Consider the following 22,906-nt stretch of genomic DNA (forward strand, 5'->3'; position numbering starts at 1 on the left):
GATTAACGAGGAAGTCTTTTCCGCCGCGATTGCCACGTTTCCACAGGTTCATGATCGTCCTCTTCGATCAACTCCAGCGCCTCTTCCGTTCTTCTGGACTTAAACAGAATCATTAATTCTATCAGATCTTCCCGGTCCAGCAGCTTCACCCCGTTGACAGCCGCCAGCGTGCGACATGCTTCCGTATATCTGGCCGAGGTCAGCACAATGGATCGATCTGCCTCATAATAACGCATGGACGTGTAGATCTCCTGTACTGCACTTAATCCTACCGGATGATTCGCTCCGTAACGCTTCGCCTGAATGACACTCCGTCTGCCGGACCTATCCACAAACACAAGATCGGCACCAAAATCACGGCTGCTTGTAGTTTTATGTACTTCGCTATAACCAAGCTGCTGAAATAAATGATACAAATACAATTCGAATTCCGATCCATCCTGCATTTTATCAATATCCTTGATCGTAATCTTGCGCGGGTTTGCTTCACTTCGTATACGCTGCCCTCGCCGAATGACTCGTCGAATAATCCAGGCCACGAACAATAATAAGACGATAGCGCCAATAACCACCGTGCTCATATTTTGATTCCAGTTCATATCTGTTCTCCTTGTCCGCTTCTCTATTCATTCTGGCAGCTGTCTGTATTATATCAGTTTAACTAATGAATCTTTACACTGGCACTTCGATGACAGAACAACCTTCCGATCGCTGTTATCCCCAGATTTTTTGATTCCTTTATGAAAAGGGGAAATCCGGGGATAAGCGTAAGCTTCCGATGCAGCTTTCTTTCAGAAAGCTTTTAGGCGAACGCTTCGCTTCTTCAGGTTATTTCTGCCTTCTCCGTTATTGTGTAAACGTTTTGTTGAACTGATATAGCCACCATCACCGGACTAAATATAGCAGACTTCTCTCTTAAGCGGAAGAAAATGAATGCCCTATAACCGTTACACTTCGTCAAACAATAACTCCTATTGATAGAAGGTTACAGACACTCAGGTTGAATTCTCCTTGGTTTAAAAGGAATGGCTTTTTGCCATCATCATATTAAAAGTTCGAATCAAGTCACCAATCTCGTTCCATCCTTTCTGGATATCAATCAGGTCAAAGCGCTCATTGTGCACCTTCTCCATATGTCTCGACAATTTGCGAATCCGGTAATGATAGGACCTGAGCATGATATAGATCAACAACGAAGGGGCTACGCCACTGCCCTATTGAATGTCCAAAATTTTTTATGCACATTATCACCCTTGATTGTTGTTTTTGTAAACATACATTCCTCCATTTGAATTAACTTTGGAATATCTACCCTAATTTATCCGAAGTAATTATAGGAGATGCATTGTTTATGGCGAAGAAGAAGCAAGCATTTAAACACGATCCAGAAAGTTTAAGCAACAAGGCGGTCTGGCTAAGAATAGAGGGAAAATGGACGTATCCTGCAATCTCTGAACCACTTGGATGTATGATGTAGACCGTGTGTAGAAGTGGATTTTTATAGCAAAGTAAGTGATTATGTTTATGATCGCAGAGGAGCGACATCCCGTCTGGAAACCAATACAATGGGTATGTGAAGAGACTTGAATTGGAGAATGGGATGTTAAAAAAAGTGGTTGGAGATCTTTGATCGGAGGTCTTAGTAGAAAATGGAAATGCGTACTCAGACTTTTATCCATAATCACGTGCGTATTCAATTAAAATAAAACAAGCTGACTCCAATCGTACCGGAACCAGCTTAGCATCTTTTTCAATGAACACATCAGTACTGCCAATCCTCTGCCTTATTTTTTTACAAACATTGTTGATATCATGTCTCCTACTGCTTGAATCAGCATTGCAACAACAAAAATGATCAGAGTTAAATTAAACAACGGAAAGGAATAAGGGGCAACCCATTCTGTAAGTAACCTTGATTCCAAAACCTCTCTTTTTATCTCGGCAAATAAGCCACTATCGTTTAAGCGGGGCTCCAAGAAAGTACCATCAATAGCAATAAAGATCAATTGAACAAGGATAAATATTCCAATCGTGATTATCCAGCGTTTTGTCCGATTAGTATGAAGTTTTTTGGGGGCATATGACATTTTACATCTTCTCCTTTTCGCGATCAATTTTGAATCATCATTAAAGCATACATATTGCTGATAATTACCTACTTTATTAATGGCCATCGAAGAGTGATTTACATGTAATCCCTGATATCTATATTTAATATATATAGCAAGGATAACTTATCTACCATATTATATATACATAAACATAGCATAATTAATATATTTTATTCTAAATAAAACAAATAATTCAAATTCCATCATTAAGCAAACCAATTCCCCATTGTGGTTTCCCATTTGTTTCGTTCCTTTCTTCTCAAAGGACTTCTTCGTTCTATTAATTTCTCCTATTGATAGAAGGTTACAAATACTCGGGTTGAATTCTCCTTGGTTTAAATGGTAGAATTCAACAATCGGTTCTATTTTGAATCGAAGAAAGGTGGTTTATCACTTGCATACATCCAACAAACGAAAGTCCAAAACCTGGGCTGCCCTCATTCTCAGTGGCACGCTCCTCTTCAGCCTGCATACACCAGGCTACGCAGCAGAGTCCAATACTCCACTGCCCAAGGCTGCATGGACCTCATCATCCCTGGCACTTACTGAAGTGAACACGGAGAATGACGTCATCATCAAAAAATTGAACGCCATGCCTGCCAAAAATCTGGTATACGTGCATTCCTCCCAGCCCGTGACCAAAACGAGCAGCAACACCAAGCTGGATTGGCAGCTGGATTCACTTCAGGCGCTGGATGCAACAACTGGCAAACTGAAATGGAACTATATTTTCCATGAAAAAAGCGGGCCTTATACGACTTATTCCAATTCTCTGTATACCAGCTACGGCACTGCCTACGTATATATGGAATATTCCGATGGAACCAAGAAAGTATACTCGTTCAATACGTCCGGCAAAACCAACTGGATCAAAACCGTAAATAATTCATCATCTATATCCCTTCTGGATAACGATACGTTGATGATTGCTTCAAGTGCGGGTGCTCAATCGAATGGTTCCGTTCGTTCGGCCATCTCGCTGTATGACAAGAAAGGCAAACTGATCAGCGAAAAAACGATCAACGGCTCTGTGCTCAAGGCTGGCAACAATCGGATCGTAGTCGATACCAGTAAACGCATCAAAGTCGGCGACTTCTGGCAGCCTGCAGCTAATCCAAAAGTGGAGATCTATGATCGCACACTGAATCGTCTGTCCTTCTATCAGTTCCCAAGCAATGCCAACACCCTAGGCGACGGTGGCGGTGAATCGCTATCCATTCTGGACGATGGCTCCATCATCATGCGTGCCAATTTGCTGAACTCAGGCAATAAGCTCATGGGCTTTGGTACCGATGGCAAGCTTGCTTGGGGCCGCTCCATTGCAGCTGATGCCTATATCCAAACGGCAGGCAATGGTTATATTGTCTTTACAGGCCCGAAACTGGAGCTGTACACCATGAAAGGCAAAGTAACGGAACGCATGTTCAAGGATCAGCAGGCAGCACTGACGAATATTGAACATACCCAAGATGGGAATTACAAGCTTAACTTTGCCAAAACAGGTTATATCCTTGATCCACAAACATTGGATACGGTACATGAATATGCATTTGCCTCATCCCCTGGAATGCTCGATGGATATTCAACGTACAGCGATCATATCATCTATCAGTTCAATAAGGATGCGTTATCCAAGTATGTATTGAAGACAGCCTCAGCTAAATAGGAAATAGAGCGCTCTGTATGACCGACTATCGGCGAACAGGGCGCTCTTTTTGGCATATGGCATCTGGATTGATGAAATGCAACAGATTATTTCCAATTGTCTTCGATAAATTCATCCCGTCCGGATAACGCACGGTCTTCTTTATAATGCTTCTGATTTTTCTTGTGGTAATCCTGATGGTAATCTTCTGCTGGATAGAATACTGCCATATCGCGAATCTCGGTTACAATCGGCTGATCGAATCTTCCGCTGGCTGCCAGCTCCTGTTTGGATTGCTCAGCCAATTCACGCTGACGTTCATTTTGCACAAAGATGGCGGTTCTGTACTGCGTGCCACGATCCTGAAATTGTCCACCATCATCGGTGGGGTCGATCTGAGGCCAGTACAGCTCCAGCAGTCGTTCATATGGGAACACTGCTGGATCAAATGTAATTTCAACGACCTCCACATGACCCGTTTCCCCGGTTTTGACCTGCTCATATGTTGGATGATCGATGTGACCGCCGGTATAGCCGGATACGATACCATGAATGCCTGGCTGCTCCTCAAACGGTGTAACCATACACCAGAAGCATCCGCCAGCAAATGTAGCTTTTTCCATTCCCACTCATCCCTTCTTGTATCCGCATTTTGCATCATTCGATTCAACTCGCTCCCGGGTACAAGATCTAGACGAATAGAAGCATTTCGATCTATATCTTGCTGATTGAAAGACGCTCTTTGGATTTATGCAAAATGCTTGTATATAAACAAAGTATAAGAAACCAAAATCTCTGATACTGATACATGTCTTATATTTTAAAACAACAAGAGGTTGATTGAAAGCCATCATGATGGCTCTCAATCAACCTCTTCGCTTTAATGCTTATAGCTGACAACTACATTCAAGATATCATGAATTCGTTACCCGCGACTTCTACCCATCGAACGGAAGATCAAGCTTACAATGGCTACAAGTACGATGGCACCGATTAATGCCGGTACTATGTAGAATCCGCCCATTTCAGGACCCATATCTCCCAGAATGACTCCACCTAACCATCCACCGATAAAACCGGCTATGATGTTACCGATAACACCGCCCGGAATGTCACGACCAACGATCAAACCTGCCAACCATCCAATGATACCACCGATAATTAATGACCATAACCAACCCATATCATTCACCTCTAATTAAAGTTTTTGTTGTTGTCTGTCTACTATTAACCGCTACAGAAGCATTTAAACAATTGGCATGAAAGTTTTTTTATATCACCTTTTGTTTATATGCTCCCTTCTCTGCCAAACAGCACTTAACAAGGCATTGAAAACAGATCGCATCACTTCCGGCATCTCACAGCTCAGGGCTGCGTTATGTACCTCCCGAAAGTCATTGTATGTTGAAACAGACAGCCTTAGTATAACCAATTGAGGTGAAATTATTTTTGGTCCATTTTAAAATTTAACGTACATCAAAGTAGCCGTTCCGGTTACGAATCGTTCTTCCGATCGCTGTTATCCCCGGATTTCTTGCAGAAAGCTTTAGCTCCGCTTCTTTAGAATCGATTTCGGACCCTCCACTACATTGTCCTCATCTGTCCAAGAATTAATTTTAAGATTACGCCATATTATTAGAATTGACGGATTGTAATATGAAGTGCGACACCTACTGAAAATAAAAAAATGGCTCATAGCCTGATTCGTGTAGAATGAAAGTTACCACACCAGCATTCACACAAGGAGAATCAGTCCATGAGTTATTCACATCTTAGCATAATCGAACGTAGCAAGCTAGAAATCCTCCACAAGCAAGGCCAAAGTTCACGAGCCATTGCAAAGGAACTGGGTAGACATCCTTCCACGATTTGCCGTGAGCTAGATCGTGTTGTTGCATCGCATCCCTATCAGGCAGAACAAGCTCAGAACGCTTATGAGGAGCGTCGTAAGGTTTCTGTCTCTCCAGGTAAATGGTCAGACGCCTTGGCTGCTTCACTGGAGGAAAAACTTGAGGCAACGTGGTCTCCGGAACAAATCACTGAACGTTTCCGCACCGAAGGCCGGCGTGCAGTCTCTTTCAAAACCATCTACCGCTGGATCTACGCTGGGCGCTTGGTTCGAGGTGTATTACAGGTTCTTCGACACAAGGGGAAGCGCCAGAAACCCGCAGAAACTCGCGGTAAATTCGCTATTGGTCAATCCATTTCAGATCGCCCCAAAGAGGTTCGTTCCCGTGAAACGTTTGGACACTGGGAACTGGATACCGTCGTATCGGGTCGTGGGAAAAGTAAAGGATGCGTAGCGACGTTGATTGAACGCAAAACACGCTTATATACCGCTGTTCTCATGCCCGACCGTACCGCTTTGTCGATGGAGATTGCGCTCGGTGTAGCTATATCACAGTACCCTACTGGGACCTTCCTCACAGCTACGGCTGATCGAGGAAAGGAGTTTGCATGCTATGCCAATCTGGAAACGACCCACAACCTGCACGTTTATTTTGCTGATCCGTATTCGTCTTGGCAACGCGGTTCCAACGAGAATGCAAACGGGTTGCTTCGAGAGTTTTTCCCTAAAGGTACCGATCTCGCTCAAGTGGAGGATGAAGATCTCGCCCATTCACTCGATCTAATGAATCACAGACCACGAAAATGCTTGGGTTGGAGAACCGCTCACGAATCTTTCACAGAGGAACTGTCGCACTTAGTTTGACAATCCGTCAATTGAAGGGTTGGAGCCAATTAATAAAAGCCTGCACGACCCTGTCCTGGCTGAGCCAGCCAGTTATGCTTATGACTCTTGTCCAGTTCGCTTCGCATGGACTGGATGACTTGCACAATGTCTGTATGCCCATTCTGATGCCATTCGAGTGCAGCACTGACATACAGCTCTCCGAGTTGTGCCAGAGAGAATGAATCCGTCAGGCGCGCTGCTTCCACCGTACCTTCTTCACCAGCAAAGACGGAAAATCCCCGTTGCTGCAAATATTGCAGCCGCAGCGGCTCCGTGGGGAGCGGTATTTCATAAGCACGGTCGAACCGTCCGGCACGGTTCATGAGGCCTGGGTCTATTTTCTCCGGATAATTGGTTGTACCAATCAGGAAAATGCCCTCTTTTGACGTAGCGCCATCCAGTGTATTCAGGAAAAATGACCGGACTTCATCCGGCATCGAATCGATATCCTCAATGATCAACACCATCGGTGCCAGCCGCTTGGCGGCCTCAAATACTTCACGTACCGATTCACTGTTCGTATATTCGGTAATTTGCCAGTATGCGGCAGGACCAGGGATGCTCCCGGCAATCGATTTTACCAGTGTAGTCTTCCCGTTCCCAGGATGCCCATACAACAAAATCCCTCGTTTATACGGAATGTCATAATCTCGATAAAAAGAGCGATCTGCCTCGAAGAACTGATCCAGTGAACGGAAAATGTCTTGTTTAATCTGTGCCGACAGCACCACCTCATCTCTTCCCACAGAGCGGGTGATGGATTCGACATGACGGTCACTGCCATTTCGAGCATCCGTGTATACCGTCACCTTTTTCATATTTTGCTGCCGTTCCCGTTCTCGCACACTACCCAGAAACTGCTTCAATGCCTCTTCTCCTGTAGCAAAAACAAAGTCCTCATTGTAGATCCCATTTTCCCGGAAGAATGGAATCCGTACAAGGGCTACGCCCCACTGGGGATAGGCAAATACATTATTGCGAATGGAATAGTTCACACCATACGTTGGTGCATCCCCGTCGTCATCATAGTGTAACGTACGTAGCTCAAGATCTTCGAAAATCCGGGCAACCAGCTCCACTTCAACACTGTTGCTTTGCAGATCTTCCTTCAGCAGATCCCAGTATTCACTGTTTGGATCATCGCTGGCGAAGAGTTCATAACGAACTCCGTATCGATTGCCCAGCGCTTCAATGATGCCTCGAATCAGGCGGGCATATATGGCATAGCCTTCAATCCGTATGCGACTATCTTGTTGCTCCTCATAGGAATAGATGACTCTGCTATGATTCGCTTGTTCTTTCTCTACTGTCATTATTTTGCTCCCTTCACGACTGCAAGCGGCTTACATTTGGCTACAACTTGAGCCAGACCTGCGCCTGTAACACTATCAATGATTTCATCAACATTTTTGTATGCTTGCGGCGATTCATCAATGATGGATTCAAGTGAACGCTGGTTCACCACAATCTCATCTTCCGTACCAACGCCCATCGCCGAAGCAAAATCATCCACCGTCACCAAACGTTTTGTTGCTGTACGTGAGCGAATACGTCCCGCACCATGACAGATCGAATAATAATTGTCCGCACCCTGCGGCTGACCAACCATGATGTACGAAGCAGTGCCCATGGAACCCGGAATAAGAGCCGGATGCCCTGTTGCCAGATAAGGCTTCGGATTATCCGGATGGTTGGCAGGCAATGCACGTGTAGCGCCTTTTCGGTGTACAAAGACCGATCCATGTTCTGCATGGGATTCTTCCCAAGCATAGTTGTGCATCAGGTCATATAGTGTACGGAATTCGCATTTGGGGCCAAACACATCTCGGAATGCTTCACGGATAGCATAGGCGATCAGATGTCGATTCACGACGGCGTAATTCAGTGCAGAGTACATCATATTTACGTAATGGCGACCTTCTGCATGCTCAAGCGGAGCAAAAACCAGCCTTGGATCCGATGTTCCCAGACCCATTCGCTGCATGACTTTTGCAATAGCTGTAGAGCTTGTCTGACTCACATGCCCGCCCCAGGCACGGGAACCGGAATGAATCATAACTACAATCTGTCCATCGGACAAACCCCAAGCTTCCGCAATTTCGCGGTTTTCTTCCGCAATCTCAATCGCTTGAATCTCGGCAAAGTGATTCCCTCCACCCAGTGTGCCCAACTGACGATGAGCACGATGCCACGTCTTATCCGGCACAAGATTCAATACCTCCTCATCATAGCTGAACTTGCTGCTCTCTACATGAGTAATGGATGTTGATTTCTTGGGTGTATAACTATCCATATATTTTTTGGGTAGACCATGCAATCCTTTGCATACAATATGCTCCAGCCGTATATCCGAATAATGCCCCCGCTGATTGGCTTCCATCGGCAGCACCTTCTCAATGGCTTTCACGAGCTTGCGACGCAGTTTCACGTCTTTCAGATCATCCTTATGCAGATTGGTCATATGCACCCGCATGCCACAGCCAATGTCACTGCCTACAATCGAAGGGGACACATACCCACTGGTTGCGTCCCATACTGCGGTGGTCCCGATGCAGGTTCCTACGCCAACGTGTACGTCCGGCGTATAGCTCATGTACGATATGCCGGGAATTTGCAGGTTGTTGTTTGCCATCTCGAACACCTTGTAATCCAGTGAGGAGAACAGCTGTTGTGCTGCATATACGGTTAAATTGCCAGCAGGTAGCTTGACTTCATGCCGATAGCCATCTGTGATTTCGTTTTGACTTGTAAATAAATATGGTTGTGTATTCATAAATGTGTATTATTCCTTCCCGTTCACTACTTTTGCAACTTAACCAAAATTAACTTTAAGATGGCTCAAGTTTTTTTCACTTCACAACCCAGTCCGTAGAACAAAAAAAGAAGCCACGGGGACAGTTCGCCCGTGACTCCTTCATGACAATAACGGAAAACAGTGCAGCATGAACATGCCTTGTCTGTTCTCTGTTGCTATATAAGCCGAGAGTAGCATATCGATTAATAAGGTTACCCCCTTAAGGATATGCATCTTCCCCTATGTCGCCCGTATGAGGCCAAAGAGACGATGAACTGGATATGCAATTGTCTGTATAGCACGTTGTGTCATTGTAAGTTTCAAAACATAACCAACCATCATGTCTTTCGGCCTCCCTTCATGAATATTATGTTTATATTAAGCGGACTCGTTTCGATGTGTCAACCCTTATCTTGGAAAAATTCCAATCTTACTTGCACATTAGAACTTCCTTCATGCCAAATTCTCATATAAAAAAAGCTGGATCTGTAAGGAACAGACCCAGCTTGCTCATGCATATCATGATGTTAGATATCGTTTACTCATATAACCTATGGTTATTAATGTGACTACATTTTTTACAATTTATCTGTTTGTTGTTCCAGTTCTTTCACAGGGTTCTCCTCTTCTTTCTCAGGCACCTTGGAGGAAAGGAACCAACCGCATACTGCAATCGTAATCAGCACGATATAGAAACCGATTTTCCAAATTTTATTTTCTGGGAAATGCTCATCGAGAACGGCCAGTGAAGGGTGAGCAAGTGTAATGACTGCCAGCTTAACCCCAACCCAACCTACGATGACGAAGGCTGCAACTTCGAGTCCCGGACGGGAATGAAGCAATTTAACGAAGTAGGAAGCCGCAAATCTCATGATGACAAGACCGATAAATCCTCCGAGGAAAATGACGATAAACTGTCCACCGTCAAGTCCGCCAATTGCAGGCAATCCACTTGGTGGCAATGCCACAGCAAGAGCAACAGCGGCCAGAATGGAGTCAACCGCGAACGCGATATCCGCTACTTCTACCTTGAATACGGTCATCCAGAAACCGGATTGTCTTTTCTTCTTTTCAGGTGCCGAATCAGCTGCTTCGTCTGTTTTATTGCGGTTACTCAGCAATTTTTTAACAATGTGGTTAATCGAAATATACAGGAGATACAACGCACCAATCGCTTGAACCTGCCACACATCCACAAGGAATGAGATCAGGAACAACGAACCTAATCGGAAAACAAATGCACCCATAAGACCATAGAACAACGCTTTTTTGCGTTTATCTTCAGGTAAGTGTTTAACCATAATTGCCAGAACCAATGCATTATCTGCCGCAAGCAATCCTTCCAGGACTACTAAGACAGCTAGCACCCACCCATACTCCAATAATAATGACAACTCCAAAATTGACTCCTCCTTAGTATCCTTATGATGTACAAAAAAAAGGACCTTTACCATAACTGGCAAGGTCCTTTTTATTCATAAAAAGAGACCTTTACCCAGTATCAAAACTTGGTAAAGGTCTCGCTAACAACAAAATTGCTGCCAATAAAGCCGGGGATGATTAATCCCGAACTGACGACTTTACTGTAAAAGCTACTCCCCTTTAACAGGAATATGTAGTTTTAGTTGAAACTGATTTAATAACCTGTTCTCATCATATTCATAATGATAAACAAAGTCAAGCTTTATTTGGCTGTTCCACGATCCAGCTTGCGAAAAACCAGCAGATCATATATGAAATTGCCCAGTGGAACAAATGAAACAAAAAATAAAGCAAGCGGACGACGTAAACGCCACTTTTGTGTGGTATATAGACTCACCATAAATAACAAATACATCAGAAACAAAAAACCGTACAAGTTGCCCGCCCATGTGACTGCCTGAGGCATAATGCCCGACTCTCTCAATGGAAATGCAACAAACAACAATAGTACATATGAAAGCCCCTGCAGCCACATCATCAGTCGAAAGCGGCCAAGTGTTGAACGTAACATCATTTTCCTCCTGCTTCTATACGTATAACAAACCCAATGCAATCTCTACAGTATATCACAAAAAAGGAATGGATATTTTTTCATCCTGCCTACGTTCCTGAGGAGCCAAATGCTTCTTGTGCACATAAGATATATGACGATGATGGTTACGGATGTCGGACAAGGAGGAGCGCGTTGATGAAAATAGCCATGATTGCACCCGAAAAATTACCTTTACCTGGTAATGGTTCAGTCGAGATTTGTATCCTGGGTATTGCTCGTGAACTGGCACTCCGTCACCAGGTGACGATCCTAAGCCGTGAGATGAAAGGCCTCCCCATGACAGAACAAATGGATGGTATTACGATCCGCCGTCTCCCAGCAGGTAGCCCAGCCGGATATACAAGAGCGGTGATCCGTATACTGAAAAGCCAACCATTTGATGTTATCCAGGTGGATAACAGGCCGCATAGTATGGCTGCGATTAAGCGTAATTTCCCCCATATGCCAGTGGTGCTCTACCTTCACTCTTTAACTTTTGCACAACCAGGACCTTCAAGTTTAGCCGTGTTAAGGCAAGCCAATTGGATTGCCGTGAACAGTCAATCCCTCAGACAGAGGCTTAGTCACAGATTCCCATCCTTGAGACGTCGTATGAGCGTTGTACCCTTGGGTGCCGACCTAGGCCGCTTTCTGCCTTCAATTGCCGGAGAGCAGGCACTTCTGCGTAAACAACTCGGTATCTTAGCACCTTTCTCCATTCTCTATGTAGGCAGACTTATTCCCGGCAAGGGTGTGGATGTCCTGATTCGAGCGGTAGCTCTCCTACAACAGCAGGTATCCGTGCAGCTGATCATTGCAGGGAAAGGACCTCAGGTCTACGTCCGCAAACTGCGACAACTTGCCCGAAAATTGAAAGTTCATGTATCCTTCATGGGTCAGATCGCCCATGAACAGATTGACCGATTATACCGGGCGGTAGACTGTCTTGTTTGTCCTTCACAGGAGCATGAAGCCTTCGGGCTGGTTAATGTTGAAGCTATGGCTTCTGGACTGCCTGTCATTGCTTCAGACAATGGAGGCATCCGCGAAATCATAGAGTCTGGCAGGAATGGATACCTTGTGAAGCTATATCACAAACCCCAAAGTTTCGCTGCTTACTTGTACAAACTGGCAAGTAATTCTGCGCTAGCTCATTCTCTGGGGGATGCCGGGCGAGCCAGTGCGGTTGAAAACTTCAGTTGGGCGCGGACAGCCATACATCTCGAAGCAATCTATACCAGACTGATCCGTGGATGAGCGTCTCCCGTTAACCCATTCACAATCCCTTCAGTCCATGCGGGCTGGAGGATTTGTCAGGCTTTTTCACGAGATTGCCAGCTTGTAATAAAGGCATCCATATGTGGGACAGGGACGTGAACCATTTCAATTAACTCCAAAATAATCATATCCTTCATGGTGAATCTCACCTTGGCGCCGGTCTGTTGGTGAAAAGCATCATAAATTCCAGTGCCTGTCCAGCAGCCATGAGGAACGATGAGCGGATTATTAATGATATAGCCGACCGTCCCAATTGGAGGAATCACCACCTTAATCGCTCGATGATCCAACCGATTATCAGGATCTTTGACCAAAAATAAGGTATCTCCCACATTTAAAGCTTGTACTCCATGATAATGTTCCATCCCATACATAGCTGTGAATAATTTGCTGCTCATTTCATCTGCTCCTTTTACTGTTTTTTTCAATTTAAAGGGATTGAAACTACTAATCTTCCTTGTAATGCTCCAACCACTCAATGAGTTGTTTGCGAATTTCTTTGCGATATTCACGGGGCTCAAGAACCTCTGCTTGGGGACCAAATTGATACAACCATTCCAGAAATTCACGACTACTGTTCAGGGTGACTTCAAATAACAACCCCCCATCCGGCATATCCGTCATTCGTGGACGAACAAACATCTCTTCTTCTTTTATGTAGGGGGCCACTTTCTCAGTGAATCTTACCTTGAAATGGATATGTTCGTCACCACGGTCAATGGACCACGTATTTTTCATATACTGCGTGATGTTGAAATCGCCTTTATCAAAATGGTCATGAGTTTGAATAACGTCGAGAAAGCGACTCATCCGAAACAAACGGACCTTCTGCAGCAAGTGGCAGTAACCGATCACATAAAAACGTTGATCACGTGGAATGAGGTAATAGGGATCAATATCCTGAACTGTTATTTCATTATTTGCTAGGGTGTGGTACTGGGTTCGAATCGTTTGCTGATTCAGAATAGCTTCAATCACTGGGATGAGCAGATTGGGATATTTCCCTTCTTCTCGATATGCAGGAGTGCCCATTCGAATAATACCTGCAATATTTTCTACAATGTCACTGTTTCTCGATTTTAATTTAGTGTGTGCTGTCATCACTTTGTCAAAAGCCGAATCAAATTCAGCCGGGAATTGGGAGGTATCCACTACGGATGGAAGCAAGGAGAATACCATCGCTTCCTGTTCTGTAAAATCCAGAGGATACATTGCAAATTCACCAATGAACCGATAACCTTTGCCATAGCCTTCGTTCATAATCGGGGCAACCCTGTCCAAAATCCGGAGATCACGATAAATCGTGCGCACAGTTGTACCGCATTTCAATGCCAGTTCCTTGGCTGAAATTCCGGGATTCGCTTGTATAGCCTGAAGTATACGCAGCAGACGAATTAATTTCTCTGTCATGTAGTTTCTCCCCTTCGATATTTTATCGGCAAGGAAAACTAGTTCCTTTAGTAGGGTACTAAATCTTTAGTCCCATCTTATTTTCGCAGTTTCACCATTCTTATATAGTTCAATCGCACTTGTTGTGCTCTTTAAATATACATTCTCTTACTCGCTTGCGTAAATTATTAACCACAAGTCCTTATACCCACGCCTGATAGCCTATATATAAAACGCAAAAAAAGCCCTGCCTCTTTAAGGAGAGACAAGACTTTTTTAGTTCTTAATAATACTACAATTGCACCAATTGGTTCAGCACATGGACCATATGATCGCATAGATCAGGAATATCTCCCATCTGATCTTCATTCACACTGCGGTCAAAATAGACTTCTGCTGAGACTCTGTACACCATCGGCTGATCTTCAAATGTATACTGAATGTTCTGCAGCGTCCTCTGTTCCGGCCAGCTTTGCTGTAATATCGAACGGATCACTGGACATTGATTCTCGGGCTCCTTGATAAGCATGCCAAACCGAAGTTCCAAGCTGCAGCCTGGATGACCGCCAGGCATCTCCAGAATCTCAGCGGCAAGTTCCACCAGCGAAGCTCTTAACACGACTTCTCCTGTGACTTCAGGGTGATTCCTCAGGCAAAACTGTAGCACGAACTCTCTGGACATGATCGCCATCTCCAGCCGATCTTTTCGATCTGTGATCTGAATGATCTCATCCAAATTATCGAGATCATAGAGATGATTTTCAAACCCTACTTTCAGGTTGTCATACACGGTTGGATCAAACATATCATGAAACCTGCTTTCTCTCTAAATTAGCCCCTACACCACTTCTAACTTCATATTCAATCCATTCAACCTTACCATCATAACGAACCATCCTCGTGTAAGACAATCCGGAACAAGTTAAACGAAAGATATCACACAGGCGTTCTTCTACCGGCAGAAACGACCATACAACAAAAAAAGCCCGGTCATCACGACCGGGCTCGCTGAAGGAACAGAATCTGAAGATTCCAATCCTTTATTCTTCTGAAGCTTTTTCTTCTTCAACTGCTGGTTCAGCGGCTTCTGCAGAAGCCGTTGGCTCTGCCTCAGCCGCTTGTGGCGGCATCACGGAAGCGATGATGGAATCGGCTGATGTTACCAGAGTCAGACCCTTGTCCAATTTGATATCAGCCGCAGTCAGACGATCACCAATTTCCAGTCCACTAACATCCACCTCAATGGAGGTTGGCAGATCAGCTGGAAGTCCTTCAACTTCGAGTTGTGTTTCCTGTGTCTGGAATACGCCGCCAGCTTTGGAGCCGGCTGCAGTACCTTGGAAATCGATCGATACGCTTACGCTGATCGGTTTGTTCTTGGAAATCTGTAGAAAGTCTACGTGCAGCAGACGTCCGTTGCGTTCCTGCTGATCCTTGATCAGCACCGGAACCGTTTTGCCACCCTCCACATTGAGGTTAAACATCTCGGAGCGGCCTGTACGTGCTACTTTCAGCATCTCTTTTTCATCTACATGTATGGAGGCACCTTCAAGTCCCGGGCCGTAAACGACAGCGGGAACTCGTCCGCCTTGTCTTAACAGGCGCAGTGCTGCACCTTTCTTTTCCGTTCTTGGTGTTGCTGTAAGTTGAGCCATTTTTCCGTTGGATTTCATGATTGAACATCCTCCTTCAAGGGATCCCTACTTTATATTTGTTGGAAGCGGTAAGGCTTATCAAGTAGACCAATAGGGTCTTTTTTTCTGTGGCCGAATCGTGGGCCATATCTATATTTACCCCAATGATAGAGGATCTCAAACACTCCGTTGCACAGTTTTTTATTTTTTGACCGAAATCGTCCGGTTTTAATGCATAAAAAACAGCCGGAATCTCTTCCGACTGTGTATCTATCCTGAACTTTTCGAGCACATAAATATGATTTTCTACAATGGATTTATGCACTGTTACGATCATCCTGTTCATCGCTATCCCGAATGACCTGCATCTGATCGGACCCACTGCGCACAATAATCTGTACATCTCCATCTTCAGGTCCAATATCCACATAGCGATCTCCGCATGTATCCTTGGCTTCCCACTCATTCAGCCGAATGATTAAACCTAGATGATGCAGTCCTGGAGCCACACGGAAGCGTGCCTCTGCTGCCTCTCCGACTTGCTCCAGGGGTACAGCTCCATCCTCCATGCCTGTGCCCCATACCCAGACATCCCATCCCGCGTAATGGTGGTCTTCCCGCTCATATCGGAGGGTAACAATTCGCGAATTCTGTTTATGGATCTTGATCGTAAATGATGCCTGAATTCCTCCAGCTTCCGCCATAATTCGGGTTCCCCCTGGTGTTAATGCTCGCACGATACCTGCTGCACTAACAGCTGCCGTGCCTGGATGTGAGGAGCTCCAGCGTACATTCATTCCTTGCAATGGCTGCCCAAACTGATCGAGAACCAGTGCCCGAAAACGGCTAATCCGTGTGGTGTACATCACAGGTTCACCTACGATTTCAATCCGCTCGGGCCGGAGATGATCGACCTGCAATATACACTCTGCGGTAATCATGCCACATTGAACTCGGATGGTTGCTTCTCCGGTCTCATCCGTAACAATCGTTCCATCCGGTTGGATTTGGATGATGTGCGGCTCCGACGAGCTCCAGGATATAGGTGCATTCTCCACAACGTTACCCAGGCTGTCTCTCACCAATGCTCGCAGCTCAGCCGTCTCTCCGGAATTGTACACCTGACGTGGAGAATTAATCTCGATCACAGCCGGCTCAACACCGCTACCATACTCCGTGTCATACAGTACCATCAACGACCACCGCTCCACCAACGCTACGCCGTTAACCGTTTCAATCAGGTCTGTCCCTGCCTGATGGTCATTCACAACGACATGCCAGTCACCTTCCGGTAGACTCACTTGCTGCTGCTGTCCGGTTGCGTTGTAGATGACTACGATCTGATTCCAGGAATCCTGATTCGCGCCATCCTGAAGAGTAAATACAACCATATTTCCTTCCGCACGCATAATGCGAAGATGGTTCCGTACCTGCTCCGCATGGGTCATGCGGAAGGCCGGATGTGTACGTCGCAGGTGAATCAGACCACGATAATAGTCAAAAACGGGTCTGAAACGGGACTTGTTAGCCCATGTAATCGTATTGACTGCATCTCCACTGCGATAGCTGTTCTGATCTCCGGCTTTGGACCTCAGAATCTCATCACCTGCATGCAGAAATGGAATCCCCTGAGAGGTAAGCAAAATACCCGATGATAGTACAGAACGGCGAACCATCTCATGATCAAGCACATCATCCGCATCTATATAACGATAGGGATCAGCTGCCTTTACAGCTGACTCTGCGCTGCCACCTTCCAAAGGCTGACCATCCTTCCATACCGGGAAACCAAGATCATGTCTAAGATTCATCGTTGTTGCGATTTTATCCCACAGATTGAGATTGTCATGAGCTGTCACATAATTGACAGATTCCACAGGTGAAGATGTGAAATCATCCAGTGCTCCGGCTACACCCACGGCAATATCATACTCCTTACCATCCGCTCCGGTAACAAACCCTTTGCCGCTGCAATCACTATCTCCCTTGATGGCACTACGGAAATGATCGTTAAATACAGCAAATCCTTGCCCCCGCTGCGTTCCTTTTAACGCTTTCCGCTCCAATGGTGAATCTCCGCCCGTCCAAGGTTCCCCATAGATCAGAAAAGCCGGATCAATCTGTTCTCGCAGTTCGCGAGTCAGTTCATTCATCGTTTCAGTATCGATCAGTCCCATAAGGTCGAAGCGAAATCCGTCCACATGATATTCCTCAGCCCAATACAAGAGAGAATCCACAATATATTTTCGCACCATCGGACGTTCCGTCGCCAGTTCATTGCCTACACCCGATCCATTGCTCAGTGTACCGTCCTGACGATATCGATAATAGTAACCCGGTACGAGCCGCTCAAAAGGCCCATCATCCACGCTATACGTATGATTGTAGACCACATCCAGTACTACACGAATGCCTTGTCTGTGCAACGACTGCACAAGCGCTTTGAACTCTTTGATCCGAACCGCCGGATCACGCGGATCTGTAGCATAGGAACCCTCTGGCACGTTATAATGCTGTGGGTCATACCCCCAGTTGTATGGCACTCTGGCGTTTGAACCTGCTTCCGTTGTTGCCAACTCATTAACCGTCTGGTAATCGGCTACAGGAAGAAGATGAACATGCGTAATACCGAGTTCGGCAAGATGATCTACGCCAATGCGATTACCACCCCTGTCGGTCAGTCCCGAAGCGGTAAATGCCAAATATTTGCCCTTGTACGGAATATCCGCATGTGGGTCGGAGGAGAAGTCACGCACATGCAGTTCATATAGAACCGCATCCACAGGACGCAGAAATACGGGCTTGGTATCCTCTTCCCAATCCATCGGATTGGTTGTGCCTAGATCAATAATAGCTGTTCGTTGTCCGTTCGCTGATACTGCATGAGCATACGGGTCTGGCGCCACTTTAATATGTTCGTCATCATGCGTAATGTGATACATATAATAATGTCCTGCCCAATCCCCTTCAAGCTGTATACTCCATATTCCATCGGGATCACGGGTCATCGACTGTTCTTGTCCGTCATCATGTGCCGTTACTTTTCCACTATCATTGTAGTTGCCTTCATTATCAAAAATGAGTATGGAAACCTGTTGTGCTGTAGGTGCCCACACCTTGAAAGTACTTGCATCACGAGTATATGTTAAGCCAAGATCGTTGCCTTCGTAACGAAAAGATGTCCATTCCGGCATCGTTCCCACCGCCTTTAGTTCCATTGATTTCGTGTTGTCCCGATGTTACGAAGAGGGACGTCATTTGTCAACCCGGGGTTGTCTGTATCCAACATATCGGTTGTACAGAGGCTTTCAATTAGTATTTTAAATGTATTGCACATACACACAGCAATCGCTTTCAAGATACAGCATATGTAAACAAGCGCCATAGATTGACAGCATTTGTACCTGTCCTGATGAAAAAAAACAAAATGGGGATGTCCCTCAAGTCATGATATGACGGAGGACATCCCTTTTTGGCTTACTCCTGTGTAACGAACCGAGCACATGCTATTCGTACTAATTTCCGCAGGTTTGTACCGACATAACGATACAAATGCAACGTATGGTTCACTTATTTGAATACATGACCGTCATGGAGATCGCGGACACGCTAATCTGACCTTCCTTGACTGTACGCAGTGTCTGAGTGCCTGCTTGTCCCTGCTCGACAACCACATGCCATGTATCTGAGGGAACAGGGATTGTACGAGTCTCTTTAGCCGCGTTATAGATGACGATGATCCTTCCCCAGGTATCCCCTGCGGCCTTACCCGCCAGTTCATAGGCCAATATCCCATTACCTTTTTCAAGCAAGCAAACATGCTTCTCAATCTCTTCCCGGGTGCGAAGACGAAAGATAGGATGCTCGCGCCGGAGACGGATGAGTCCACGATAATAATCAAATACAGGCTTAAACTGCTGTTTCTGTGACCAACGAATGGCGTTGACCGCATCACCACTTACGTGACTGTTTGCATCGCCATATTTGCTTCGGAGAAATTCGTCTCCAGCCGCAAGCAGCGGTACCCCCTGGGAGGTCAACACGATGCCACCAGCCAGCAGACAGCGCCTTACCGTTTCATTCTCCAGTGTGCGAGTCGGGTCCACGTACAAGTGCGGCTTGGCTTGCTGTACAGCCTCTTCCACGCTTGCGCTGCCTTGGACACGTCCATCCTCGTCATATGTGATAAAGCCCAGCTGATCATCCAACCCTTGCGTACGTGCAACTTTGTCCCACAGGTTGAGATTATCATGTACGGTCACATAATGAATTGTTTCGGATGGGCCTGCCGCAAAATCGGTTATCGCTCCCCGCACGCCTGTCCAAATCTCCTCTTCCTTGCCTTCCGCACCAGTAGCAAATCCTGTACCCTTTCCATCACTGTCACCCTTGATCACTCCGCGGAAGTTATCGTTAAATACGGCATATCCGGCTTCACGTTGATCACCCTTAAGTGTCATTTGATCCCCAAGTGGCGACTCCATCGCTCCCCAAGGCTCGCCATAGAGAAAAATGGACGGAGAAACCTCAGCATGCATTTCTGCTGCAAGCTGTTTCATCGTTGCAGTATCAATCAGGCCCATCAAGTCAAATCGAAAACCATCCACATGGTACTCCTCTGCCCAGTAACGTACCGAGTCGATGATAAACTTGCGAACCATATGACGTTCTGTAGCGACTTCATTGCCTGTACCTGATCCATTACTGTATGTGCCATCCGCATTCTGGCGGTAATAATACCCGGGAACAAGCTTCTCAAACGAGCTGCCTGCGGTATCAAATGTATGATTGTACACCACATCCATAATGACACCGATGCCCTTCTGGTGGAGTGCGAGCACCATCGATTTGAATTCACGGATTCGTGTCTCCGGCTCATCTGCACGTGTAGCATAGGAGCCTTCGGGTACGTTAAAATGAAGCGGGTCATAGCCCCAATTATACTTGGATACGTCCGAAGACAAGTCATCTACCTTGGATTCATCCACAGTTGCAAAATCAAACACCGGAAGCAAATGTACATGGGTAACACCAAGCTCAGCCAAATGATCAATTCCTAGCAGGTTGCCTTCGGCATCACACAGACCCGTCTCGGTAAAAGCCAGATACTTGCCTTTGTGCGCCATACCAGAAGATTCATGAATCGAAAAGTCTCGCACATGCAGCTCATATAACACAGCATCCACCGGGCTCACCAGCTCTGGACGAATATCCTGACTCCACCCTTCGGGATCGGTTCGCTCCAATCTGACCAGCACGCCCATTTCTCCGTTCATGGTAACGGCCCTTGCGTAGGGGTCCACTGCAATCTCCTGTCGTCCATCCTTGAAGGTGACCCGATACATATAACGATAATCGTTCCAATCTCCCTCTAGCTCCAGGGACCAGATACTCTGATGCTGTCTATGCATGGGTGTTGCTTTCTGCTTCCGTTGGTTGGGCTCTTCATCAGGACTGCCCCCCGTCAAAGGTGGATACAGGAGCACATCCACCTGAACGGCATCAGGTGTCCACACCTTGAAACTACAGGCCTGTGATTCTATTTTGACACCCAGGTCTCTTCCCTGATATGTATCCTTCAAATTCATTGCATCCTGCTTGTAATCATCTTCAATCATGCTGTGTATTCCCCTCTCGATGAGCAAAATAATAAATGTGGAGAGCATGCTCCTTACCCTTTATACCCCTTCTTATGCCCAACCATAATCTTGTGACGGAAAAAGAGAACACAAAACAAGCCATGCTTCACGTGATCTCACGCAAAACACAGCTTGTTTTTGGGAGGATTTTATTTCCCATTCAACGATGCATAGGATGCTTCAAATTCAGAAATGAGCTTATCCCCACCGGATTTTTGCCAGTTTGCCACTTCCTGCTCCCATCCTGCATCATCGATTTTACCCATAATGTACTTGGTCTGAGCATCCCAGATCATCTGGTCCAGCTCCTGCCCGCGCTCGGTATAGATTGCCGAGGACAGCGTTAGCGCAGGATTTGAAATAGCATACTGCTCATTCTCACGCGCCATCTTTGTGCCCTTCATACCAATTGCTACATCGACAAGTTCTGCCACATTATATCCTTCAATGCTTATCAAATTGTCACGATAAGGCTTCACCTCACGCTGATACGCGTCGAAGTCCTTGAGTCCGGTTTTGCCGTCGGCGGTCTTGACGTAATGTACATCCAACAGTCCGCGCAGCTGCAATGTACTGAGCTCCTCATCCATCAGCTGATCCAGGAACGTGAGCACTTGCTTCAACTGCTCCTCATCTGTTACCGATGCCTTCGGGATCACAAGCATCCCGTAGTTCCCCGGCTCACCGGCGATGCGAATACCGTCCGTTCCCTGGAACGGAGCCACATCAATCTCTCCATCCGGAGCGTTAGGTGTAAGCCGCTGTTGGGAAGACTTTCCGTTCTGGGCCACACCGTTGAGTTTCATACCAATCAGGCCAGAGTCCATTTTTTTGTCCGCATCCGAAGAATCGAGTGCAGGGAAGTCACTGTTAATTAACCCCTCGTTAAACAACCGCTTGAACAGCTTCATGGTGTCCACATATTCTGTGGTCATGAACTCCGGTGTCAGTTTACCTGCTTCATCCACTCCCCATTTGTTGACACCGCCAATACTCACAGCAATACGTGTCAGAGGGGAAGAGACGCCTTCGTTATACTTTTTGAACAGTAACGCACCGTACGTATCTTCTTTGCCGTTTCCGTCCGGATCATCCTTGCGCATGGAGCGCATCACTTCATACCAGTCATCCAGTGTCTGGGGTACGTCCAGCTTTAATTTATCAAACCAGTCTTTGCGATACACGATCGCCGTACGGCCGATATCCCGGAAGTTGGGAACGCCGTAGATCTTTCCTTCAATCTTGATATTGTTAAAATAAGCCTCGGATTGGGCAGACAGGTTTTTATAATCCTTCAGGTAAGGTCCAATTTCCCAGAACAGCCCCGTTTTGGCTGCATTGAACGTCGTCGGTACATAATTCACCCGCATAATGGTAGGCATCTCGCCCGAGGCAACCATAACGTTCACTTTATCGTCAAAAGCAGACTGCGGAATCCACTGTACACTGACATCCGTATTCGTATATTCCTCAATCTTTTGTTCAATCCCGTTCTCCTTGGCCGGCACATCGCCGACCTGCATCAAAGAGATGGAAATGGGAAACTTGCCTTCCCCTGCAGCAGGCGCTTTCTCTCCCCCACAGCCTGCTAACAGTCCAGCGGACATTGCACCAACCACAACCAATCCGCCTAAACGGGACATCCGACCTTTTGGGCTCATGAACCAT

Annotated in this window: 20 protein-coding genes; 4 read left to right on the forward strand and 16 right to left on the reverse strand. The window is 46.1% G+C overall.

What is annotated here, in order from left to right; all coding sequences use genetic code 11:
* Positions 1–2: 2 nt before the first annotated feature.
* A complete protein-coding gene (locus ACR32F_RS24840; protein WP_440111772.1) occupies positions 3–599 on the reverse strand; it encodes a restriction endonuclease in 597 nt (198 codons plus the stop codon).
* Positions 600–1,351: 752 nt separating this feature from the next.
* On the opposite strand from ACR32F_RS24840, the gene ACR32F_RS24845 reads away from it, so the two are divergent.
* Positions 1,352–1,477: a hypothetical protein gene (locus tag ACR32F_RS24845; RefSeq protein ID WP_440111774.1), complete on the forward strand. Its 126-nt coding sequence runs from the start codon at positions 1,352–1,354 to the stop codon at positions 1,475–1,477.
* Positions 1,478–1,784: 307 nt separating this feature from the next.
* Here ACR32F_RS24845 and ACR32F_RS24850 read toward each other — a convergent pair whose 3' ends face one another.
* Complete coding sequence (locus ACR32F_RS24850) at positions 1,785–2,087, reverse strand: YfzA family protein (protein WP_440111776.1); 303 nt, start codon at positions 2,085–2,087, stop codon at positions 1,785–1,787.
* 418 nt (positions 2,088–2,505) lie between these two features.
* Between ACR32F_RS24850 and ACR32F_RS24855 the strand changes: the two genes are divergently transcribed.
* Positions 2,506–3,777, forward strand: coding sequence for a hypothetical protein (locus ACR32F_RS24855; RefSeq protein WP_440111778.1), 1,272 nt, complete (start codon positions 2,506–2,508; stop codon positions 3,775–3,777).
* 86 nt (positions 3,778–3,863) lie between these two features.
* On the opposite strand, the gene msrA is transcribed toward ACR32F_RS24855, so the two are convergent.
* On the reverse strand, positions 3,864–4,379 hold the full coding sequence (msrA, locus tag ACR32F_RS24860) for a peptide-methionine (S)-S-oxide reductase MsrA (RefSeq protein ID WP_440111780.1): 516 nt from the start codon (positions 4,377–4,379) through the stop codon (positions 3,864–3,866).
* A gap of 302 nt (positions 4,380–4,681) precedes the next feature.
* Positions 4,682–4,939 (reverse strand): GlsB/YeaQ/YmgE family stress response membrane protein, encoded by a 258-nt coding sequence (locus ACR32F_RS24865; RefSeq protein WP_017686880.1) that lies wholly within the window; start codon positions 4,937–4,939, stop codon positions 4,682–4,684.
* 573 nt (positions 4,940–5,512) lie between these two features.
* On the opposite strand from ACR32F_RS24865, the gene ACR32F_RS24870 reads away from it, so the two are divergent.
* Positions 5,513–6,469 (forward strand): IS30 family transposase, encoded by a 957-nt coding sequence (locus ACR32F_RS24870; protein ID WP_440108877.1) that lies wholly within the window; start codon positions 5,513–5,515, stop codon positions 6,467–6,469.
* Positions 6,470–6,498: 29 nt separating this feature from the next.
* On the opposite strand, the gene ACR32F_RS24875 is transcribed toward ACR32F_RS24870, so the two are convergent.
* The 4 genes from ACR32F_RS24875 to ACR32F_RS24890 form a co-directional block, all read right to left on the reverse strand.
* The gene (locus ACR32F_RS24875; RefSeq protein ID WP_440111783.1) at positions 6,499–7,803 is read right to left on the reverse strand and encodes an ATP-binding protein; all 1,305 of its coding nucleotides are present in this window, start codon (positions 7,801–7,803) and stop codon (positions 6,499–6,501) included.
* Positions 7,803–9,263: an RtcB family protein gene (locus ACR32F_RS24880; protein ID WP_440111785.1), complete on the reverse strand. Its 1,461-nt coding sequence runs from the start codon at positions 9,261–9,263 to the stop codon at positions 7,803–7,805. The genes ACR32F_RS24875 and ACR32F_RS24880 overlap by 1 nt, the downstream gene beginning before the upstream one ends.
* A 599-nt stretch (positions 9,264–9,862) precedes the next feature.
* A complete protein-coding gene (locus ACR32F_RS24885; RefSeq protein ID WP_440111787.1) occupies positions 9,863–10,684 on the reverse strand; it encodes a TerC family protein in 822 nt (273 codons plus the stop codon).
* 284 nt (positions 10,685–10,968) lie between these two features.
* Positions 10,969–11,280 carry a DUF3817 domain-containing protein gene (locus ACR32F_RS24890; protein ID WP_440111790.1) on the reverse strand — a complete coding sequence of 104 codons (312 nt, stop codon included), beginning with the start codon at positions 11,278–11,280 and terminating at the stop codon, positions 10,969–10,971.
* 174 nt (positions 11,281–11,454) lie between these two features.
* On the opposite strand from ACR32F_RS24890, the gene ACR32F_RS24895 reads away from it, so the two are divergent.
* Positions 11,455–12,555: a glycosyltransferase family 4 protein gene (locus ACR32F_RS24895; RefSeq protein WP_440111792.1), complete on the forward strand. Its 1,101-nt coding sequence runs from the start codon at positions 11,455–11,457 to the stop codon at positions 12,553–12,555.
* Between the two features lie 56 nt (positions 12,556–12,611).
* On the opposite strand, the gene ACR32F_RS24900 is transcribed toward ACR32F_RS24895, so the two are convergent.
* The 8 genes from ACR32F_RS24900 to ACR32F_RS24935 all read right to left on the reverse strand — a co-directional run bounded on the left by ACR32F_RS24900 (position 12,612) and on the right by ACR32F_RS24935 (position 22,899).
* The gene (locus tag ACR32F_RS24900) at positions 12,612–12,974 is read right to left on the reverse strand and encodes an HIRAN domain-containing protein (protein ID WP_440111794.1); all 363 of its coding nucleotides are present in this window, start codon (positions 12,972–12,974) and stop codon (positions 12,612–12,614) included.
* A gap of 49 nt (positions 12,975–13,023) precedes the next feature.
* On the reverse strand, positions 13,024–13,986 hold the full coding sequence (locus ACR32F_RS24905) for a helix-turn-helix transcriptional regulator (protein ID WP_440111796.1): 963 nt from the start codon (positions 13,984–13,986) through the stop codon (positions 13,024–13,026).
* Between the two features lie 271 nt (positions 13,987–14,257).
* Complete coding sequence (locus ACR32F_RS24910; protein WP_440111798.1) at positions 14,258–14,770, reverse strand: hypothetical protein; 513 nt, start codon at positions 14,768–14,770, stop codon at positions 14,258–14,260.
* Between the two features lie 235 nt (positions 14,771–15,005).
* Positions 15,006–15,638, reverse strand: a complete 633-nt coding sequence (locus ACR32F_RS24915) for a 50S ribosomal protein L25 (RefSeq protein ID WP_440111800.1) — start codon at positions 15,636–15,638, stop codon at positions 15,006–15,008.
* A gap of 16 nt (positions 15,639–15,654) precedes the next feature.
* Positions 15,655–15,924 carry a hypothetical protein gene (locus tag ACR32F_RS24920; RefSeq protein ID WP_440120082.1) on the reverse strand — a complete coding sequence of 90 codons (270 nt, stop codon included), beginning with the start codon at positions 15,922–15,924 and terminating at the stop codon, positions 15,655–15,657.
* Positions 15,917–18,793 (reverse strand): type I pullulanase, encoded by a 2,877-nt coding sequence (gene pulA / locus ACR32F_RS24925; RefSeq protein ID WP_440111802.1) that lies wholly within the window; start codon positions 18,791–18,793, stop codon positions 15,917–15,919. The genes ACR32F_RS24920 and pulA (ACR32F_RS24925) overlap by 8 nt, the downstream gene beginning before the upstream one ends.
* Positions 18,794–19,165: 372 nt before the next feature.
* A complete protein-coding gene (gene pulA, locus ACR32F_RS24930) occupies positions 19,166–21,217 on the reverse strand; it encodes a type I pullulanase (protein ID WP_440111805.1) in 2,052 nt (683 codons plus the stop codon).
* Positions 21,218–21,387: 170 nt separating this feature from the next.
* Entirely contained in the window at positions 21,388–22,899 is a 1,512-nt protein-coding gene (locus ACR32F_RS24935; RefSeq protein ID WP_440111807.1) for an extracellular solute-binding protein, read from the reverse strand.
* Positions 22,900–22,906: the final 7 nt, after the last annotated feature.

The sequence above is a fragment of the Paenibacillus hebaui genome (genome assembly GCF_051934385.1).
Lineage (GTDB): Bacteria > Bacillota > Bacilli > Paenibacillales > Paenibacillaceae > Paenibacillus.

Bases quoted from the DNA above. Each gene is read 5' to 3' on its own strand.
- ACR32F_RS24880 (WP_440111785.1), bottom strand. From the start codon at position 9,263: ATGAATACACAACCATATTTATTTACAAGTCAAAACGAAATCACAGAT.
- ACR32F_RS24910 (WP_440111798.1), bottom strand. From the start codon at position 14,770: ATGTTTGATCCAACCGTGTATGACAACCTGAAAGTAGGGTTTGAAAAT.
- ACR32F_RS24875 (WP_440111783.1), bottom strand. From the start codon at position 7,803: ATGACAGTAGAGAAAGAACAAGCGAATCATAGCAGAGTCATCTATTCC.
- msrA (WP_440111780.1), bottom strand. From the start codon at position 4,379: ATGGAAAAAGCTACATTTGCTGGCGGATGCTTCTGGTGTATGGTTACA.
- pulA (WP_440111802.1), bottom strand. From the start codon at position 18,793: ATGCCGGAATGGACATCTTTTCGTTACGAAGGCAACGATCTTGGCTTA.
- ACR32F_RS24840 (WP_440111772.1), bottom strand. From the start codon at position 599: ATGAACTGGAATCAAAATATGAGCACGGTGGTTATTGGCGCTATCGTC.
- ACR32F_RS24890 (WP_440111790.1), bottom strand. From the start codon at position 11,280: ATGATGTTACGTTCAACACTTGGCCGCTTTCGACTGATGATGTGGCTG.
- ACR32F_RS24850 (WP_440111776.1), bottom strand. From the start codon at position 2,087: ATGTCATATGCCCCCAAAAAACTTCATACTAATCGGACAAAACGCTGG.
- ACR32F_RS24900 (WP_440111794.1), bottom strand. From the start codon at position 12,974: ATGAGCAGCAAATTATTCACAGCTATGTATGGGATGGAACATTATCAT.
- ACR32F_RS24895 (WP_440111792.1), top strand. From the start codon at position 11,455: ATGAAAATAGCCATGATTGCACCCGAAAAATTACCTTTACCTGGTAAT.
- ACR32F_RS24915 (WP_440111800.1), bottom strand. From the start codon at position 15,638: ATGAAATCCAACGGAAAAATGGCTCAACTTACAGCAACACCAAGAACG.
- pulA (WP_440111805.1), bottom strand. From the start codon at position 21,217: ATGATTGAAGATGATTACAAGCAGGATGCAATGAATTTGAAGGATACA.
- ACR32F_RS24905 (WP_440111796.1), bottom strand. From the start codon at position 13,986: ATGACAGAGAAATTAATTCGTCTGCTGCGTATACTTCAGGCTATACAA.
- ACR32F_RS24870 (WP_440108877.1), top strand. From the start codon at position 5,513: ATGAGTTATTCACATCTTAGCATAATCGAACGTAGCAAGCTAGAAATC.
- ACR32F_RS24935 (WP_440111807.1), bottom strand. From the start codon at position 22,899: ATGAGCCCAAAAGGTCGGATGTCCCGTTTAGGCGGATTGGTTGTGGTT.
- ACR32F_RS24865 (WP_017686880.1), bottom strand. From the start codon at position 4,939: ATGGGTTGGTTATGGTCATTAATTATCGGTGGTATCATTGGATGGTTG.
- ACR32F_RS24845 (WP_440111774.1), top strand. From the start codon at position 1,352: ATGGCGAAGAAGAAGCAAGCATTTAAACACGATCCAGAAAGTTTAAGC.